At 72.6% G+C, this 17,076-nt stretch carries 15 protein-coding genes; 11 read left to right on the plus strand and 4 right to left on the minus strand.

Annotation, left to right across the window (positions count from 1 at the left end; all coding sequences use genetic code 11):
- The first annotated feature begins 24 nt into the window (after positions 1-24).
- From OKJ99_RS27165 to OKJ99_RS27180, 4 genes are all read left to right on the plus strand, one after another.
- Positions 25-732: a hypothetical protein gene (locus OKJ99_RS27165; RefSeq protein WP_326020222.1), complete on the plus strand. Its 708-nt coding sequence runs from the start codon at positions 25-27 to the stop codon at positions 730-732.
- A gap of 93 nt (positions 733-825) precedes the next feature.
- Positions 826-1,617: an ABC transporter ATP-binding protein gene (locus OKJ99_RS27170; protein ID WP_407700772.1), complete on the plus strand. Its 792-nt coding sequence runs from the start codon at positions 826-828 to the stop codon at positions 1,615-1,617.
- Between the two features lie 2 nt (positions 1,618-1,619).
- Positions 1,620-4,184 carry an ABC transporter permease gene (locus OKJ99_RS27175; protein WP_326020225.1) on the plus strand — a complete coding sequence of 855 codons (2,565 nt, stop codon included), beginning with the start codon at positions 1,620-1,622 and terminating at the stop codon, positions 4,182-4,184.
- A 58-nt stretch (positions 4,185-4,242) separates the two neighbouring features.
- Positions 4,243-5,133 carry an LLM class F420-dependent oxidoreductase gene (locus OKJ99_RS27180; protein ID WP_326020226.1) on the plus strand — a complete coding sequence of 297 codons (891 nt, stop codon included), beginning with the start codon at positions 4,243-4,245 and terminating at the stop codon, positions 5,131-5,133.
- 33 nt (positions 5,134-5,166) lie between these two features.
- Here OKJ99_RS27180 and OKJ99_RS27185 read toward each other — a convergent pair whose 3' ends face one another.
- Together OKJ99_RS27185 and OKJ99_RS27190 are read right to left on the minus strand one after the other, a co-directional pair.
- Positions 5,167-5,586 (minus strand): GNAT family N-acetyltransferase, encoded by a 420-nt coding sequence (locus OKJ99_RS27185; RefSeq protein ID WP_326020228.1) that lies wholly within the window; start codon positions 5,584-5,586, stop codon positions 5,167-5,169.
- Between the two features lie 78 nt (positions 5,587-5,664).
- Entirely contained in the window at positions 5,665-6,894 is a 1,230-nt protein-coding gene (locus OKJ99_RS27190; protein WP_326020230.1) for a serine hydrolase domain-containing protein, read from the minus strand.
- Between the two features lie 217 nt (positions 6,895-7,111).
- On the opposite strand from OKJ99_RS27190, the gene OKJ99_RS27195 reads away from it, so the two are divergent.
- The 4 genes from OKJ99_RS27195 to OKJ99_RS27210 all read left to right on the plus strand — a co-directional run bounded on the left by OKJ99_RS27195 (position 7,112) and on the right by OKJ99_RS27210 (position 12,316).
- Positions 7,112-7,996 (plus strand): LysR family transcriptional regulator, encoded by an 885-nt coding sequence (locus tag OKJ99_RS27195; protein WP_326020232.1) that lies wholly within the window; start codon positions 7,112-7,114, stop codon positions 7,994-7,996.
- A gap of 200 nt (positions 7,997-8,196) precedes the next feature.
- On the plus strand, positions 8,197-9,627 hold the full coding sequence (locus OKJ99_RS27200) for a hemolysin family protein (RefSeq protein WP_326020234.1): 1,431 nt from the start codon (positions 8,197-8,199) through the stop codon (positions 9,625-9,627).
- Positions 9,624-10,637 (plus strand): hemolysin family protein, encoded by a 1,014-nt coding sequence (locus tag OKJ99_RS27205; protein ID WP_326020235.1) that lies wholly within the window; start codon positions 9,624-9,626, stop codon positions 10,635-10,637. Before OKJ99_RS27200 ends, OKJ99_RS27205 begins: the two co-directional genes overlap by 4 nt.
- Positions 10,638-10,666: 29 nt before the next feature.
- Positions 10,667-12,316 carry an ABC-F family ATP-binding cassette domain-containing protein gene (locus OKJ99_RS27210; protein WP_326020237.1) on the plus strand — a complete coding sequence of 550 codons (1,650 nt, stop codon included), beginning with the start codon at positions 10,667-10,669 and terminating at the stop codon, positions 12,314-12,316.
- Here the strand turns inward: OKJ99_RS27210 and OKJ99_RS27215 are convergent.
- Entirely contained in the window at positions 12,280-12,561 is a 282-nt protein-coding gene (locus tag OKJ99_RS27215; protein WP_326020239.1) for a holin, read from the minus strand. The two genes, OKJ99_RS27210 and OKJ99_RS27215, sit on opposite strands and share 37 nt — an antisense overlap.
- Positions 12,562-12,674: 113 nt before the next feature.
- Between OKJ99_RS27215 and OKJ99_RS27220 the strand changes: the two genes are divergently transcribed.
- From OKJ99_RS27220 to OKJ99_RS27230, 3 genes are all read left to right on the plus strand, one after another.
- Positions 12,675-13,466, plus strand: coding sequence for an SGNH/GDSL hydrolase family protein (locus OKJ99_RS27220; RefSeq protein WP_326020241.1), 792 nt, complete (start codon positions 12,675-12,677; stop codon positions 13,464-13,466).
- 190 nt (positions 13,467-13,656) lie between these two features.
- On the plus strand, positions 13,657-14,487 hold the full coding sequence (locus OKJ99_RS27225; RefSeq protein WP_326020243.1) for an aldo/keto reductase: 831 nt from the start codon (positions 13,657-13,659) through the stop codon (positions 14,485-14,487).
- A gap of 96 nt (positions 14,488-14,583) precedes the next feature.
- Positions 14,584-15,582, plus strand: coding sequence for a TIGR03571 family LLM class oxidoreductase (locus tag OKJ99_RS27230; RefSeq protein WP_326020245.1), 999 nt, complete (start codon positions 14,584-14,586; stop codon positions 15,580-15,582).
- Positions 15,583-15,587: 5 nt separating this feature from the next.
- On the opposite strand, the gene OKJ99_RS27235 is transcribed toward OKJ99_RS27230, so the two are convergent.
- The gene (locus OKJ99_RS27235) at positions 15,588-16,949 is read right to left on the minus strand and encodes an MFS transporter (RefSeq protein ID WP_326020247.1); all 1,362 of its coding nucleotides are present in this window, start codon (positions 16,947-16,949) and stop codon (positions 15,588-15,590) included.
- Between the last annotated feature and the right edge of the window lie 127 nt (positions 16,950-17,076).

Consider the following 17,076-nt stretch of genomic DNA (forward strand, 5'->3'; position numbering starts at 1 on the left):
TGCCGCAACCTGAGGAGTTCCACCGTGACGAAGACGTCGATGACCGCGGCGGCCCGCGCGGCGGCGAAGCGCGCCGAACGGGTGCGCGGCGCGCCGACGCCCACCGCGAGGCCGACGGACCCGGAACCCGCGAAGGAGGTACCCGCCGAGACGCCCGCCGAGGCATCCGTCGCGCCGGAGGACGACGGGGCCGACGCGACCCCGACCGGCCGCGGCCGACCCACCCTGCGCGCCCTCGCCCTGCCCGCCCTCCTCCTCGTCCTGGTCGCGGCGCTCGTCGCGACCGCCGTCCTCGGCCTGCGCTACCGGGACGGCGTGCGCGCCGAGGAGGCGCGCCGCGAGGCCCTCGCGGCCGCGCGGAAGGCCGCGCCCGTGGTCCTGTCCTATGACTACCGCCATCTGGACCGCGACTTCGCCGCCGCCCGCGACCGGCTCACCGGCGACTTCGGCGACTTCGGCGACGAGTACCGAAGGACGACGTCGAAGGCGGTCGGCCCGGCCGCGAAGAAGTACCACGGGGTGGTGAAGGCCGCCGTGGCGCAGGTCTCCGGTGACGCGCCCGCTGCTTCCGTGAAGTCGGCGTCGGCGGACCGGGCCGTGGTGATCCTGTTCGTGAACCAGACGACCCGCAGCACCCGGATCTCCGGCCCCCGAGTGGATCTCAACCGGGTCCGGATGACCATGAGCCGCACCTCCGACGGCTGGAAGGTGAGTGGTGTGGACGCGCTCTGAAGGCCCGTTGTCAGAGCGAGCGACTATCCTCGGAACCCGATGTCGAGCCTTCGAGCCCGATGCGCAACTGGCTTACGACGTAAGGGAGTTGGGGTGGGGGGAACGGGTGTGGTCAAGGATGCTGCCGTCGCCGCGCGGGCCAAGGGCCTGACGAAGGCGTACGGCTCCGGCGAGACCCAGGTGCTCGCTCTCGACGCGGTGGACGTGGACATCGCGCGCGGCCGGTTCACGGCCGTGATGGGCCCTTCGGGCTCGGGCAAGTCCACGCTGATGCACTGCCTGGCGGGCCTCGACACGGTCTCGGCGGGACAGGTCTGGCTGGGGGAAACGGAGATCACGGGCCTGAAGGAGCGCGACCTGACGCGGCTGCGGCGTGACCGGGTGGGCTTCATGTTCCAGTCCTTCAACCTGATCCCCACGCTGAACGCGGCGGAGAACATCACGCTGCCGATGGACATCGCGGGCAAGTCCCCTGACCCCAAGTGGCTGGAGCAGGTCATCGACACGCTCGGCCTGCGGGACCGGCTGAAGCACCGTCCCGCCCAGCTGTCCGGCGGGCAGCAGCAGCGCGTCGCGTGCGCGCGGGCGCTCGCCGCGCGCCCCGAGCTGATCTTCGCGGACGAGCCGACGGGGAACCTGGACTCGCGGGCCGGGCTCGAAGTGCTCGGATTCCTGCGCCAGTCGGTCGACGAGCTGGGCCAGACCGTGGTCATGGTGACCCATGACCCGGGCGCCGCCGCCCACGCCGACCTGGTCCTCTTCCTCGGCGACGGCCGCCTCGTGGACGAGATGCGGGAGCCGACCGCCGAGGCCGTCCTGGAGCGCATGAAGCAGTTCGACGTCGCGCGCCAGGTCGTCGCCGAGAATCCGGGCCACCGGGCGTAGCCATGCTGAAGGCGACGTTACGGAGCTTCCTGGCGCACAAGGGGCGCCTCGTCCTGTCCGCGCTCGCCGTCGTCCTGTCGGTGGCGTTCGTCGCGGGCAGCCTGATCTTCTCGGACACCGTGTCGCGCACCTTCGACCGGCTCTTCGCGTCGACGTCGGCGGACGTGCGGGTGAGCCCCGAGGAGGACGACTTCGACGAGTCGGTGCCGTCCGGCAGGGTGCGTACGGTGCCCGAGTCGCTGGCCGGCCGGATCGACCGGGTCGACGGCGTGGCCGCCACGCACATCGACGCCGGGGTCGAGAACATCACCGTCGTCGACCGGCACAACAAGTCGGTCGGCCCGACCACCGGCGCACCCACGATCGCCACCAACTGGGAGCCCACGGACCGCAGTCCGGTCCGTCTGACGTCGGGGCACGCCCCGCGCGGCGACCGTGAGGCGCTGCTCGACGCGGACACCGCCGACAAGAAGCACGTACGCGTCGGGGACCCGCTCACCGTCCTCGCCAGGCCAGGATCGTTCAAGGTCGAGGTCGTGGGCATCGCCACGTTCCGTACGACGAACCCGGGCGCGGCCCTCGTCTTCCTGGACACCGGCACCGCGCAGCGCAGGCTGCTCGGCGGCACCGGCCGGGCGACGAGCATCGCGGTGGACGCGGCGCCGGGCGTCGCCGACGCGACGCTCAAGCGGCGGATCGGCCAGGAGCTGGGCGGGGCCTACGACGTGAAGACGGCCGACGAGGACGCCAAGTCGGCCGCCGAGGACCTGGGCGGCTTCCTCGACGTCATCAAGTACGTGATGCTCGGCTTCGCCGGGATCGCGGTCCTGGTCGGCGTGTTCCTCATCGTCAACACGTTCTCGATGCTGATCGCCCAGCGGACCCGGGAGTTGGGGCTGCTGCGGGCGCTCGGCGCGGACCGCCGGCAGGTGCGGCGCTCCGTGCTGACGGAGGCGGTGCTGCTCGGCCTCGTCGGCTCGGCGACCGGGCTCGCGCTGGGGGTGGGGCTCGCCATCGGGCTCATCAAGCTGATGGGCGTCTTCGGGATGAACCTCAAGTCCACGGAGATGGTGGTGGGCTGGGGCACGCCTGTCGTGTCGTTCGCGGTCGGCGTCGGGGTCACGTTCGTGGCCGCGTATCTGCCGTCGCGGCGCGCGGCCCGCGTCTCCCCGATGGCCGCGCTCGCCGATGCCGAGATCGCGGGTGTGGGGCGGCCGTTGAAGGTGCGGGCGCTGGTGGGCTCGGTGATCGGCGCGGCCGGCGCCGCGGCGCTGATCGGCTGCTGGACGGCGGACGAGACCGGGCCCGCGGCCTCGCTGCTGGGCCTCGGCATCGTCCTCACGCTGCTCGCGACGGTCGTGGCGGGGCCGCTGCTCGTACGCCCCGTGATCCGGGTCCTCGGGGGCGCGTTCCCCGCGGTGTTCGGCTCGGTCGGCCGGATGAGCCAGCGCAACGCGCTGCGCAATCCGCGCCGCACGGGGGCCACGGCCGCCGCCCTGATGGTGGGGCTCGCCCTGGTTGCGGGGATGTCGGTGGCGTCCGCCTCCATGAGCAGGTCGTTCGACCAGGAGATCGACGACACGCTGGGCGCCGATTTCACCGTGCAGAACGCCAACTTCGTGCCGTTCCCGCAGGAGGTCACCCGCAAGATCCGAGCGACGGACGGCGTGGGCCTGGTCGTGCGCCAGCGGTTCAGCGCGCTCGCGGTGCGCATGCCGGACGGGAAGCGGGTGAAGACGACGGCCGCCGGGTGGGACCGGCGGATCGACGACGTCGCGCACGTGACGTACGCGCGGGGCAACAGCGCGACGGGCCTCGCGCCCCGACACCTGCTGCTGCAGAAGGAGTTCGCCGACGAGCACGGGGCGCGGATCGGCAGCGTCCTGCCCGTGGAGTTCCCCGGGAAGCGGCGCACCGAGCTGACGGTGGGCGCCCTGACCGACCAGGAGGGCAGCGAATTCGGCATGTCCGGCGGCTTCGCGATGGGCCTGTCCACGCTGGCGAGGTACGCGCCGGGCGGCCAGGACTCGGCGGTGTACGTGAACGCCGCCTCCGGCACCTCGCCCGACGTGCTGCGCGAGCGCCTCGAGAACACGCTCGACCCGTATCCGCAGGTGCAGGTGCGCGACCTCGCCGACTACAAGGAGCTGATCCACGGGCAGATCGCGGTGCTCCTGTATCTGGTGTACGCGCTGCTCGGCCTGGCGATCGTCATCGCGGTCCTCGGCGTGGTCAACACCCTCGCCCTGTCGGTCGTGGAACGGACGCGGGAGATAGGCCTGCTGCGGGCGATCGGGCTCGCGCGGCGCCAGTTGCGGCGCATGATCCGCCTGGAGTCGGTGGTGATCGCCGTGTTCGGGGCGGTGCTCGGGCTCGCGCTCGGCCTCGTGTGGGGCGTGGTCGCCCAGCGGGTGCTCGCCCTTGAGGGCATGAAGGCGCTGGCGATCCCGTGGTCGACGATCGCCGCGGTGGTGGTCGGCTCGGTGGTCGTGGGCCTCGCGGCGGCGCTGCTGCCGGCGCTGCGGGCCTCGCGGCTGAACGTGCTGGCGGCGATCGCGCACGAATAGCGGGCCGGACGTAGGGTCGACTGGACTGCGTCAACTGTCCACGTTTCGAGGAGAGTTCATGAGTACGGAAGGCTCGCAGGCGGCGCGCCCGTTCCGCTTCGGCGTCAACCTGGTCACCCCCGCGCCGGACGACGCGTGGCGCGCCAAGTGCCGGCGGGCCGAGGAGCTCGGCTACGACGTGATCCTCGTGCCCGACCATCTGGGCGCGCCGTCGCCGTTCCCCTCGCTCGTGGCGGCGGCCGACGCGACGAGCCGGCCGAGGCTGGGGACGTTCGTCCTCAACTGCGCGTTCTGGAACCCGGTGCTGCTCGCCCGCGAGGTCACCACCACCGTCGCGCTCACCGGCGGCCGCCTCGAACTCGGCCTCGGCACCGGCTACGTACGCGAGGAGTTCGAGCAGGCGGGCCTGGAGTGGGGCACGCCCGGCAGCCGTGTCGCGCACCTGGAGCGCACCGTCGCGGAGCTCGACCGGCTGCTCTCGGCCCCCGACCAGGGACCCCGGCCCCCGCTCCTGATCGGCGCGAACGGCGACCGGATGCTGCGGATCACCGCCGAGCACGCCGACATCGCCGCGTTCACCGGGGCCCGCGCGCCCGCGGGGAACGCGGGCGGGCTCGAACCGCTGACCGGCGACGAGCTGGAGGAGCGGGTCGCCACGTACCGCAAGCTCGCCGCCGACCGCGCGGAGAGCGCCGAACTCAACCTGCTCGTGCAGCTGGTGGCGGTGACGGACGACAGGGCCGCCGCCGTCCAGCCCTTCCTCGAGCATCTGCCGCACCTCGCCGAGGAGCAGGTCCTCGACTCCCCGCTGCTGCTCGTCGGCACCGTCGAGCAGATCACGGAGCAACTCCTTGAGCGCCGCGAGCGGTTCGGGTTCTCGTACTTCACCGTGCTCGAGCCGTCCATGGAGGCGCTCGCGCCGGTGATCGAGGAGCTGCGGGGCCGCTGAGCGTGCCGTCGGCGGTGGGGGTGGCGGTGGCGGCTAGAGCGACTTCACCCAGCGCCGCCAGTGGTCCTCGCGGTGGTACCCGGAAGCGGACCAGGCGCCGTGCGCGCGCGTGTTGGCCTCCAGGACCATCGCGTCGACGCGACGGCCGCCGAGCGCGGCGAAGCGTCGTTCGGCGGCGTCCACGAGCGCGGCACCGATGCCCTGCCGACGGTGGTCGGGGTGCACGGCGAGCCGGTACGCCGAGCAGCGCCAGCCGTCGAAGCCGGCGATGACGGTTCCGACGAGCTGCCCGGCGCGCTCCGCGAGGATCAGGGCGTCGGCGTCGCGGTCGATGAGCCGGCCCACGCCGTCCTGGTCGTCGCTGATGCTCGTACCTTCGGCCGCCTTGCGCCAGAACGCCAGGACCGCGTCGATGTCGTCGGGGGTCGCCGAGCGCGTGTTCAGTTCAGTCACCCGAGGAGTGGACCACGGCCGCCGCCGCCCGGCCAAGGTCTTATTTCCGGGCGGCGGCGAGCTGTGCGGGAGGCGACCTCAGTCCTCGATCACCTGGTAGAGGGTGGTCCAGAAGTCGTTGTGCAGCCGGATCGAGTGCCCCACGGACGCGCCGACCTGGGTGAGGACGATGCCGGTGATCCCGTTCCCCGGATCGGCGTACGTCGAGGTGCCGCTGCCGCCGTCCCAGCCGAACTGGCCGAGCGGCGCGTAGTCACCGACGTAGGTGCGCACCGCCATCCCGAGGCCCCAACCGCCCTGCTGTCCCTGGCCGAACGACACATGGACGTTCTCGGTGGCCAGGGCCGTGCGGGCGGCCTCCTGCTCCGCGGTGAGGCGGTTGGTGGTCATCAGCCGCACCGCGGGCCCCGACAGGATCCGCTCCCCGTTGTGCACCCCGCCATTGAGCAGCATCCGGAAGTACGCGTGGTAGTCGTCGGCCGTCGAGTTCAGCCCGCCGCCACCGCCGGGGAAGGCCGGCGGCGCGCTGTGCCGGCCGCCCGCGGCCTCGTCCCACACATGGAACTCGCCGGTGGCCGGGTCGGGGGCGTACAGGGGCGGCAGCCGGTCGATGTCCTCGGCCGGGACGTGGAAGCCGGTGTCCTGCATGCCCAGCGGCTCGAAGACGCGCTCGCGCAGGAACGCGTCGAAGGACTGCCCGGAGACCCGGGCGACCAGCACGCCGAGCAGATCGCTGGCGATCTGGTACTGCCAGCGCTCGCCCGGCTGATGCATCAGCGGCAGCGTGCCCAGGCGCTTCATCCACTCGTCGGGTCCCGGCATCGGCTCCGGCAGGTTCGGAATGATCCCCTGTCCGGCGATCGCCCCGAAGATCGGGGTGCCGATCGCGGTCACGTCCATCCCGAGCCCGAAGGTGGACGTCAGGATGTCCCGCACCGTGATCGGCCGGCGCGCCGGGACGGTGTCGTCCAGCGGCCCGTCGACCCGCTTCAGCACCTGACGGTCGGCCAGTTCGGGCAGCCACTCCTCGACCGTGTCGTCGAGGCGCAGCCGACACTCGTCGAGCAGCACCATGGCCCCCGCGACCGAGACCGGCTTGGACGTCGACGCCATCCGGAAGACGGTGTCCCGGCGCATCGGCGCGCCGCCGTCCTTGCGCATCGCCCCCAGCGTCTCGACGTACGTCTCCTCGCCCCTGCTGTAGAGGACGACCACGCCGGGGATCCGCCCGGACTCGACATGGCGCCCCAGCACCTCACGGATTCTGCGCTGTCCCACCTCGGAGACGCCACCGCTGATGTGTCCCATCGCCCACCCCCCACGGGCCAGCCCGCGCGGCCCGCTCTCTCTTGCTCCGCAGGCCACGGAGACGACCGGGCCCCTCAAGGTCCTCAGCCTGCGCCGGGCCCGACGGGTGATCAACAGCGAGTTCGGCAAGGCTGCGTTGCCCTTCGAAGCATCAATGCACGTTGTGTCACCGCACAGTTGACCGCTAGGTTCACGTTCACTGGGGAGGCGGGGGCCGATGGAGCTGCGGGACATCGAGATCTTTCTGACGCTGGCGGACGAGCTGCACTTCGGGCGGACCGCCGAGCGGTTGCACATCACCCCGTCGCGGGTCAGCCACGTCATCAAGAAGCAGGAGCGCCGCCTCGGCGTGCGGCTCTTCGAGCGGACCTCGCGCACCGTGCGGCTCACCCCGCCGGGCTCACGGCTGCGCGACGAGCTGCTCCCGGCCCACCGGCGCATCCTCCAGGCGCTCGACCGGACCGCCGCCGAGGGCCGGGCCGAGGCCGGCGAGCTGCACGCCGGGTACACCACCCCCTGGTGCGCCGAACTGCTGCTGCGGGCCGCCGAGGAGCTGCGGGGTCGGCACCCCGGCTGGTCCGTACGGATCCACGAGGTCCAGTTCAGCGATCTCCACGGTCCGCTGCACCGCGGCGAACTCCAGCTGCAGATCGCCGAGTTGCCCGTGCTCGAACCCGGAGTCACCGCCGGCCCCGTGCTGCTGCGCGAGCGCCGCGCGCTGATGCTGCCGGCCGGCCACCCGCTGGCGGCCAGTGAGAGCGTGTGCCTGGAGGACCTGGCCGAGGTTCCGCTGCTCCGGCTCGCGGGGGACCACCCGCAGCCGCTGATGGACTTCCACTCCCCCGGGCACACCCCGCAGGGCCGCCCCATCCCCCGCGGGCCCTCCTACGTCTCCTGGTACGAGATCCCCGTGCTGGTCGCCGCCGGCTTCGGCGCGTCGATCGTCGCGGCCCGCGCCGGCGAGTACCACGCGCGGCCCGGCGTCGCCTTCGTACCGCTGCGGGACGGCCCGACGCTGGACTACGGCGTGCTGCTGCCCGCCGCGGGCCCGGCGCCACTGGTCCCGGCCTTCGTCGACCTGCTGCGCAGTGCCGCCCGCTGAGCCCTCCCGCGACCTCGTCGCCGGGCACGCCGTGCTTTGCCGACGCTTTACGATGGATGGGTCACTCGAACTCCTATCGAAAGGTGTGAGCGTCCGGCCATGGGCGAGCCTCCCAGTACCCGCTCCGTCCCCCCGCGCGGCCCCCACGAGCGCGCATCCGTCCCCGCCCTGGCCGACCATGGGACGGAGGTGACGTTTCGATGACCGAAGTACTGCTGCTCGTCGTCGCGGTCCTGCTGTCGCTGGCCTGCGGCGCGTTCGTCGCGGCGGAGTTCTCGCTCACGACCGTCGAGCGCGCGGATCTCGAAGAGGCCGTCGAGCGCGGTGAGCGCGGCGCGGCGGGCGCCCTGAGGGCCGTACGGAACCTCACCTTCCAGCTCTCCGGCGCCCAGCTCGGCATCACCGTCACCAACCTCGTCGTCGGCATGCTCGCCGAGCCGTCCATCTCCAAGCTCCTGTCGGGGCCGCTGGAGTCCCTCGGCCTGTCCGAGGGGGCCTCCACCTCGGTCGCCCTGGTGCTGGGCACCGCCCTGTCGACCGTTTTCCTGATGGTCGTCGGCGAGCTGGTGCCGAAGAACTGGGCGATCTCCTCCCCGCTGGCCGTGGCGAAGAAGGTGGCGACGCCGCAGCGCTGGTTCAGCGCCGCGTTCCGCCCGTTCATCACGCACCTCAACAACACCGCGAACCGTCTCGTACGCCGCTTCGGCATCGAGCCGACCGAGGAGCTGGCCTCCGCACGCGGCCCGCAGGAGCTGATGGCGCTCGCCCGGCACTCGGCGAAGGAGGGCGCCCTGGAGGCGGACACCGCCGAGCTGTTCGTACGCACCCTGAACCTCGCCGACCTGACCGCGGAGAACGTGATGACGCCGCGCGTCCAGGTCATGGCCCTCGACCTCCAGGCCACCTGCGAGGACGTGGCGAACGCGACGCGGGCCACCGGCCTGTCCCGCTTCCCCGTCTACCGCGGCAGCCTCGACTCGGTCGTCGGCGTCGTGCACATCAAGGACGTGCTCGCGGTCCCCGACGAGCAGCGGGCCCGCAAGGGCGTCACCGATCTGCTGCGCGAGCCGCTGCTCGTCCCGGAGACACTGACCGTGGACCGACTGCTCGACCGGCTCTCCGGCAAGCGGACGATGGCCGTGGTCATCGACGAGTACGGCGGCACGGCCGGTGTCGCCACCCTGGAGGACATCGTCGAGGAGGTCGTCGGCGAGGTCCGCGACGAGCACGACCCGCACGAGACCTCCGACATCGCGGCCGCGGGCACCGACCCGGAGGGCCGCGCGCTCTACTCCGCCGACGGCGCCGCCCGCACCGACCAGCTCGCACGGGTCGGACTGCGCGCGCCGGACGGACCGTACGAGACGCTGGCCGGGCTCGTCGCGACGGAGCTGGGCCGGATCCCGGGCATCGGCGACAGCGTCGAGGTCGCCGGGTGGCGGCTCGACGTCGTGGACGCGCACGGGCGTCGCGCGGCCCGCGTGCTGCTGCACGCGCCGCTGATCCTGGACGACGAGGAACACGGAACGGCGGACGGGTCGAAGAGCGGCCGGACGGCCGCGAAGGCCAGGTCGGCGAGCAGGTCCGCCAAGGCCGACAAGGCCTCTCAGGAAAAGGGGGCGGCCCGATGACCGCGATCCAATTGCTCATCGGCCTGGCGACGCTCTTCGTCAACGCCTTCTTCGTGGGCGGCGAGTTCGCGCTGATCTCGGTGCGCCGCAGCCAGATCGAGCCGTACGCCGAGGACGGCGACCGGCGCGCGCGCAGCGTCATGTGGGGGCTTCAGCACGTGTCGGCGCTGCTCGCCGCGGCGCAGCTCGGCATCACCCTGTGCACGCTGGTGCTCGGCATCGTGGCCGAGCCCGCCATCGCCCATCTCCTTGAGCCCGCGTTCGACGCGGCCGGCGTGCCGCACGGCCTGGTCCACCCGATCTCGTTCGTGATCGCGCTGACCGTGGCGACGTATCTGCACATGCTGCTCGGCGAGATGGTGCCGAAGAACATCGCGCTCGCCGAGCCGGTCCGCTCGGCGCTGCTGCTCGGCCCGCCCCTGGTCGCCGTCGCGCGCGCCCTGCGCCCGGTGATCTTCGCGATCAACGCCTTCGCGAACGGGCTGCTCAAGCTGCTCCGCGTGGAGGTGAAGGACGAGGTCACGGCGACGTTCTCGGACGACGAGCTGGCCCGCATGGTCAAGGACTCCTCCGAGGCGGGCCTGATCGACGACCGCGCGCAGGAGCGTCTGCACGACGCCCTCGAACTCGGCCGCCGCCCCATCAAGGACGTCGTCCTGCCGATCGAAAAGGTCGTCTACGCGCGCGTGGGCGTCACGCCCGAGGAGCTGGAGCGGCTCTCCGCCGAGTCCGGTTTCTCGCGCTTCCCCGTGGTGGACCAGGGCCGGCGGATCGTCGGCTACCTCCACGTGAAGGACGCCCTGGACGCGATGCCTCGCGACCTGCCCTTCCGGGTGCCGGACATGCGGTCCATCGCGCGCGTGCGGGAGACGACGCCGCTGGACGACGTGCTGACCGCGATGCGCGGCAGCCGTACGCACGTCGCGGCGGTGCTCGGCGCGGACGGCCGGCTCGCCGGGCTCGTGACGATGGAGGACGTGCTGCGGGAGCTGTTCGGCCAGCCGGTGTGAGCCCTTCGCGGGGCCGGGAAAGGGGAGGCATGAGCCAGCTCGTCCTGAAGGACGTGACGTACGGGTACCCGGACCGGCCCGTCCTCGACCGGGTCTCGCTGTCGGTGCGGCCGGGCGAGAAGGCGTGCGTCATCGGCGAGAACGGCTCGGGCAAGTCGACGCTGCTGCGGCTGATCGCGGGCGAGCTGGCCCCGGCGGAGGGCTCCGTCGTGGTCGGCGCCGACGGCGGCACCGGCTACCTCGCCCAGACGCAGCCGCTGCCGCCCGGGGCCACGGTGCAGGACGCCGTCGACGCGGCGCTCGCCGAGCTGCGCGACCTGGAGCGGCGGATCGCCGAGGCGGAGGCGTCCCTCGGTTCGGCCGGGCCCGGCGCGCTCACCGCGTACGCCGATCTGGTGGCGGCCTTCGAGGCGCGCGACGGCTACCGCGCGGATGCCCGTCTGGAGGCGGCCCTGCACGGGCTCGGCGTCCCGCACCTGGCGCGCACGCGCCCGCTCGGCTCCCTGTCGGGCGGCGAGGCGGCGCGGCTCGGCCTCGCCTGTGTCCTCGCCCCGCGGCCCGAACTGCTGCTCCTGGACGAGCCGACGAACCACCTCGACGACCAGGCGCTGAGCTGGCTGGAGGAGCGGCTCCGGGCACACCGCGGCACCGTCGTCGCCGTCACCCACGACCGCGTCTTCCTCGACCAGGTGGCCGGCGCGATCGTCGAGGTCGACGGCGACCGGCACTCCCTCGCCCGCTACGGCAACGGCTGGGACGGCTACCTGGAACAGCGGACCACCGCGCGGCACCGCTGGGAGGAGCGGTACCGGGCGTGGTCCGACGAGGTGGACCGGCAGGAGCGGATCGCCGAGGACACGTCGGCCCGCCTCTCCGGTGGCTGGCGGATGCGGGACAGCAGCACGTTCGCCAAGTTCTCCAAGCACCAGCGGTCCGTGGAGGGCCAGGTCTCCGGCGTCGTCCGCAACGCGCGCGAGCGCCTGCGCAGGCTGCGCGCCGACCCGGTCCCGAGGCCACCGGAGCCGTTGCGGTTCCGGGTGGGCGGGGGTCCGGAAGGCGGGGGTCCTGAAGGCGGTGCCCCGGCGGGCGGTGACCACCCCTTCCTGCGCCCCGTGGAAGTGACCGGCGTCGCCGTCGAGGGGCGGCTCGCCGTCGAGGGGCTGGTGCTGGAGCCCGGTTCGCGCACCCTGGTGACCGGGCCGAACGGTGCGGGCAAGTCGACGCTGCTCGCACTGCTCGCCGGGCGCCTCGCGCCGGATCGCGGCACGGTCCAACTCCCGCCCCGCATCGGGTACTTGACACAAGAGGTCGCGTACGGCGGCACCGCGAAGCCACTCCTCGACGCGTTCGCGGCCGGGCTCGGCGGGCTGCCCGAGGAGCACGCGCAGACCCTGCTGGCGCTGGGCCTCTTCCGCGAGGAGGACCTGGCCGTGCCGGTACGGGACCTGTCCGTCGGCCAGCGCCGCCGGCTCGATCTGGCCCGCCTGGTCACCCGCCCCGCCGATCTGCTGCTCCTGGACGAGCCGACGAACCACGTCTCCCCCGCGCTCGCGGAGGACCTGGACGAGGCGCTCGCCGGCTACGCGGGCACGCTCGTCGTGGTCTCCCACGACCGCAGGCTCCGGGCCCGCTTCGAGGGCCGTCAGGTGCGCGTGGCGGGCGGGTCCGTCGTGGGCTGAGGGCGCGGCGCCGCGGAATCCGACGTCGGAGACTCCAGCACGCCCGGCCCGTGCGGCCCGATGCCGGCGGTGCCGACCGCCGTGAGGACCGCGAGCAGCGCGGCGAGCCCCGCGGTGCCGAGGGCCGCGGCCCAGTCGACGTCCAGCAGGTTCGTCGCGCCCGCCACCAGCACCGCCGCGAGCGCCTGCGCGAACGTCCGGACCGCACGCTCGGCGGTGGCCTTCCAGAAACCGATGCTCCACATGACCCGCTCCCCCCGTTCACCGTGTCCGCTCCCGGCATACCGCCGCTGGGCGCCGCTGCCCAGACCCGCGGCGCCCAGCACTTCGTTGCCTCGGGATACGATCTGGGGTAGCCATGCACACGAACCCCCACCACACCAGCCTCGTCGCGGTCGGCGACTCCTTCACCGAAGGCATGTCGGACCTGCTGCCGGACGGTTCCTACCGAGGATGGGCCGACCTCCTCGCCGCCCGGATGGCCGCGCGCACCCCGGACTTCCGCTACGCGAACCTCGCCGTACGCGGCAAGCTCATCGGCCAGATCGTCGACGAGCAGATCGATGTCGCCGCCGCGATGAAGGCCGACGTCGTGACCCTGGTCGGCGGCCTCAACGACACCCTTCGCCCCAAGTGCGACATGGTCCGCGTCCGCGATCTGCTCACGCAGGCCGTGGAGACGCTGGCCCCGTCCTGCGAGCAGCTCGTCCTGATGCGCAGCCCCGGTCGCGACGGCCCGGTGATGGAGCGCTTCCGGCCTCGCATGGAGGAGCTGTTCACCTGCATCGACGAGCTGGCGGCGAAGCACGGCGCCCTCGTCGTCGACCTGTACGGGGCGCCGGTCCTGGGCGACCAGCGCCTGTGGGACGTGGACCGGCTGCACCTCACCGCGGAGGGCCACCGCCGGGTCGCCGAGGCGGTGTGGCAGGGCCTGGACTATGAGGCGGAGTCCGACTGGCGCGCCGCGCTGCCGTCCGCGCTGCCGCCGAACTGGATGTCGCGCCGGGTGGCCGACGCCCGCTTCGCCAAGCAGTACCTCGTGCCGTGGATCGGCCGCCGCCTGACGGGCAGGTCGTCGGGTGACGGCCGGGCCCCGAAGCGTGCGGAGCTCGCGGCGTTCACGGAGGAGCCGCGGGACCACGACGCGTAGGGAACTCGCATGCCTCTCGGCACCCCCACCCACACGCCCGCTCGACCACTGCGATCTTCGGCCAATGGTTGCACGCGGCGGTAAATGCAAGCCCCCGATACGTGCGTTTGCAATTAACCCGCGCCTGCAAGTACCGTCGTACGGCGTAAGCACCCGTAGGGCCCGTACCACCTGAGAGGCCGCACCCACCATGGCACCCTCCACCATCCCCACCGTCACGCTCAACAACGGCGTCGAGATCCCCCAGCTGGGCTTCGGCGTCTTCCAGGTGCCGGACGACGAGACCACCGCGGCCGTGAGCGCCGCGCTCGAGGCCGGCTACCGCAGCATCGACACCGCGGCGATCTACGGGAACGAGACCGGCGTCGGCCGCGCGCTCGCCGCCTCCGGCATCGCCCGCGAGGACCTGTTCATCACGACCAAGCTGTGGAACGCCGACCAGGGCTACGACGCCACGCTCGCCGCCTTCGACGCGAGCCTGGCCAAGCTGGGCCTCGACTACGTCGACCTGTACCTCATCCACTGGCCGACCCCGGAGCGCGACCTCTACCGCGAGACCTGGAAGGCCATCGAGAAGCTGGTCGCCGACGGCCGGATCCGCGCCGCGGGCGTCTCCAACTTCCAGCCCGCGCACCTCAAGCGGCTCCTTGAGGGCTCGGAGCTCGTCCCCGCCGTCAACCAGGTCGAGCTGCACCCGGGCCTCCAGCAGAGCGAACTGCGTGCCGTGCACGCCGACCTCGGTATCGCCACCGAGGCGTGGAGCCCGCTCGCGCAGGGCGCGGTCCTCGGCGACGAGGCGATCACCACCATCGCCGCCCGCCACGGCAAGTCGCCCGCCCAGGTCGTCCTGCGCTGGCACCTCCAGCTCGGCAACGTCGTGATCCCCAAGTCCGTGACGCCGGCCCGCATCCGCGAGAACCTCGACGTCTTCGACTTCACGCTCACGGACGACGAGCTGGCCTCGATCACCACCCTCGACCGCGACCTGCGCACGGGGCCGCACCCGGACGAGCTCAACTGAGCCACCGGCTCCCCACGTTCCGCTCGGTGGGCGCGAGAAGCGCCCACCGTGCGGAGTCCGTTGAAAGCACTGAAAGCAGCGAAAGCGCCACCTGTGATGTCTGTCGCCCCCACCGCCCTCGACCGCCTCGTGAACCCGGCAGGCGGACTGCCCACGCTGGGCCTCGAACTCCCCCTCGACGCCGACTGGGGCGGCACCCGGCTCCGCGCCGACCGGACCGCGGGGCGCCCCTTCGGCGTACCCGACCTGAGCCGGCACGCCGAACTGGCGCGCCTCGCCGACGACTTGGGGTTCGCCGCGCTCTGGGTGCGGGACGTCCCGCTGTACGACCCCGAGCACTTCGGCGACGCCGGTTCCGTGTTCGAGACGTTCACGCACCTGGGGCACCTCGCCGCCGTCACCGAGCGCGCCGTGCTCGGCACCGCCGCCGTCGTCCTTCCGCTGCGACAGCCCCTGCTGGTCGCGAAGGCGGCGGCCAGCGTGGACGCGCTGTCCGGCGGCCGGTTCGTGCTCGGCCTCGCCAGCGGGGACCGGCCGGTCGAATACCCGTTGTTCGGCGCGGACTTCCAGGCCCGCGGCGCCGCGTTCCGCGAGGGCGTGGAGGTCCTCCGCGCGGCCTGGGCCACTCGCTCCGGGGAGGAGGGCATGAGCCTGCCCGCGCTCGGCCTCGACGCCGGCCGCCGCCTGGAGGTACTGCCCAAGCCGACGGGCCCTTCGATCCCGATCGCCGTCGCGGGGCACGCCCAGCAGTCCGCGGAGTGGATCTCCGAAAACGCCGACGCGTCCCTCAACTACCCCCGCCCGCTGGGGGCGTTGCGCCTCAAGACGCAGGAGTGGCGGCAGCTGACGGGCGAGAAGCCCAAGCCCTACCTCACGCCGATGCAGCTGGACCTCCTGGAGGATCCGGCCGCCCCCGCGACCGCGATCCGGCTCGGCCTGCGCACCGGCCGGGAGGCGCTGGTGGAGTATCTGCGGGCCATGGGTGACCTCGGCGTCTCCCATGTCTCCTTCAACCTCCGCCCGAGCGACCGCCCGATCGACGAGGTCCTGAGAGAACTCGCCGAGACGGTGCTGCCGCACTTCCCTTCGGCCTGAGCGGCTCAGTGCGCGGGCACGGCCCGCGCCTCGTCCGGCTCCTCCTCCGCCGCCCCGATCTCCCCCAGCTCCCGGTCCCGCAGATCCGGCGCGAACGCGATGGCGACCATGGCGATCACCGTCGTCACGATGGCGAACGCGATCACCATCCACAGGCTGCCGTCGGCCCACAGCACCATCGCGCCGGCCAGCGCCGGGGTGAAGCTCGCCAGGAGGATCGAGGCCATCTGGTACCCGATGGAGATGCCGGAGTAGCGGACCGCCGTGGGGAACATCTCGCAGTACAGGGCGGGCAGCGGCGCGTACACCATGGCGTGGCCGAGGGCGAGGAACAGCACCACGCCCGCGACGATCGCCCACAGTTGCCCGGTGTGCACCAGCGCGAAGACCGGCCAGGTCGTGACCACGATCAGCGCGCCGCCGATGAGGAAGGTCCGTACGCGTCCGATGCGGTCGGAGACGGCCCCGAACACCGGGATCATCACGATGTTCACCGCGGCACCGATCATCGACGCCGTCAGGCCGTAGCTCTTCGGCGCGCCCAGCGTGGTGGTGACGTAGGACAGGATGAACGTCGTGAAGAGGTAGTAGTTCCCGGCCTCCGCGAAGCGGCCGAAGACCGTGATCAGCAGGGCCTTGCGGTGATCGCGGAAGACGACCGCCGCGGGCGCCTTGCGGCGCTCCAACTCGGCGTCCATCTTGCGCTTCTCCTCAAGGAACGCCGGGCTCTCGGTGGCGCGGAGCCGGATGAAGAAGCCGACCGCGGCGAGGATCACGCTGAGCAGGAACGGCAGCCGCCAGCCCCACTCGTCGAACGCGTCACCGGAGACCCACGAGGCCAGCGACACCGCGGCCGTGCCGAGCAGCAGACCCGCCGAGACCCCGATCTGCGGCCAGGCGCCGAAGTAGCCGCGCCGCTTCCTCGGCGCGTTCTCGACGGCGACGATGGCCGCCCCGCCCCACTCGCCACCCACGGCGAAACCCTGCGCGAGCCGCAGCACGCACAGCAACAGCGGTGCCACGACGCCGATTTGACCGTAGGTCGGCACGAGACCGATCGCCGCCGTGGCCACCGTCATGATCGAGAACGTGAGGATCAGCGTGGACTTGCGGCCGATCCGGTCCCCGAGGTGCCCGGCGACGAACGCGCCGATCGGGCGGGCCAGGAACCCCACGCCGAACGAGGCGAGCGAGACGATCTGGCCGATGCCGGGCGACAGGTTCGGGAAGAACACATGCCCGAACACCAGCGCCGCGGCGGTGCCGTAGATCGTGTACTCGTACCACTCGACGATCGCGCCGATGGTGCCGGACTGCAGTGACCTGCGCCGGAGTTGCTCCGGTGTCGGGGTGGCGGCGGTGGGCATGGGGATCTCCGTTGATCGGGGTGAGCGGGGTCGGGGCCGCGGGGTCGGGGCCGCGGGGTCGGGTCCGCGGGGTCCGGTCCGCGGGGTCCGGTCCGCGGGGTCCGGTCCGCGGGGTCGGGGCCGCGGG

Origin of the sequence: Streptomyces endophyticus (genome assembly GCF_035798155.1) — a bacterium.
Taxonomy (GTDB): Bacteria; Actinomycetota; Actinomycetes; order Streptomycetales; family Streptomycetaceae; genus Streptomyces; species Streptomyces endophyticus.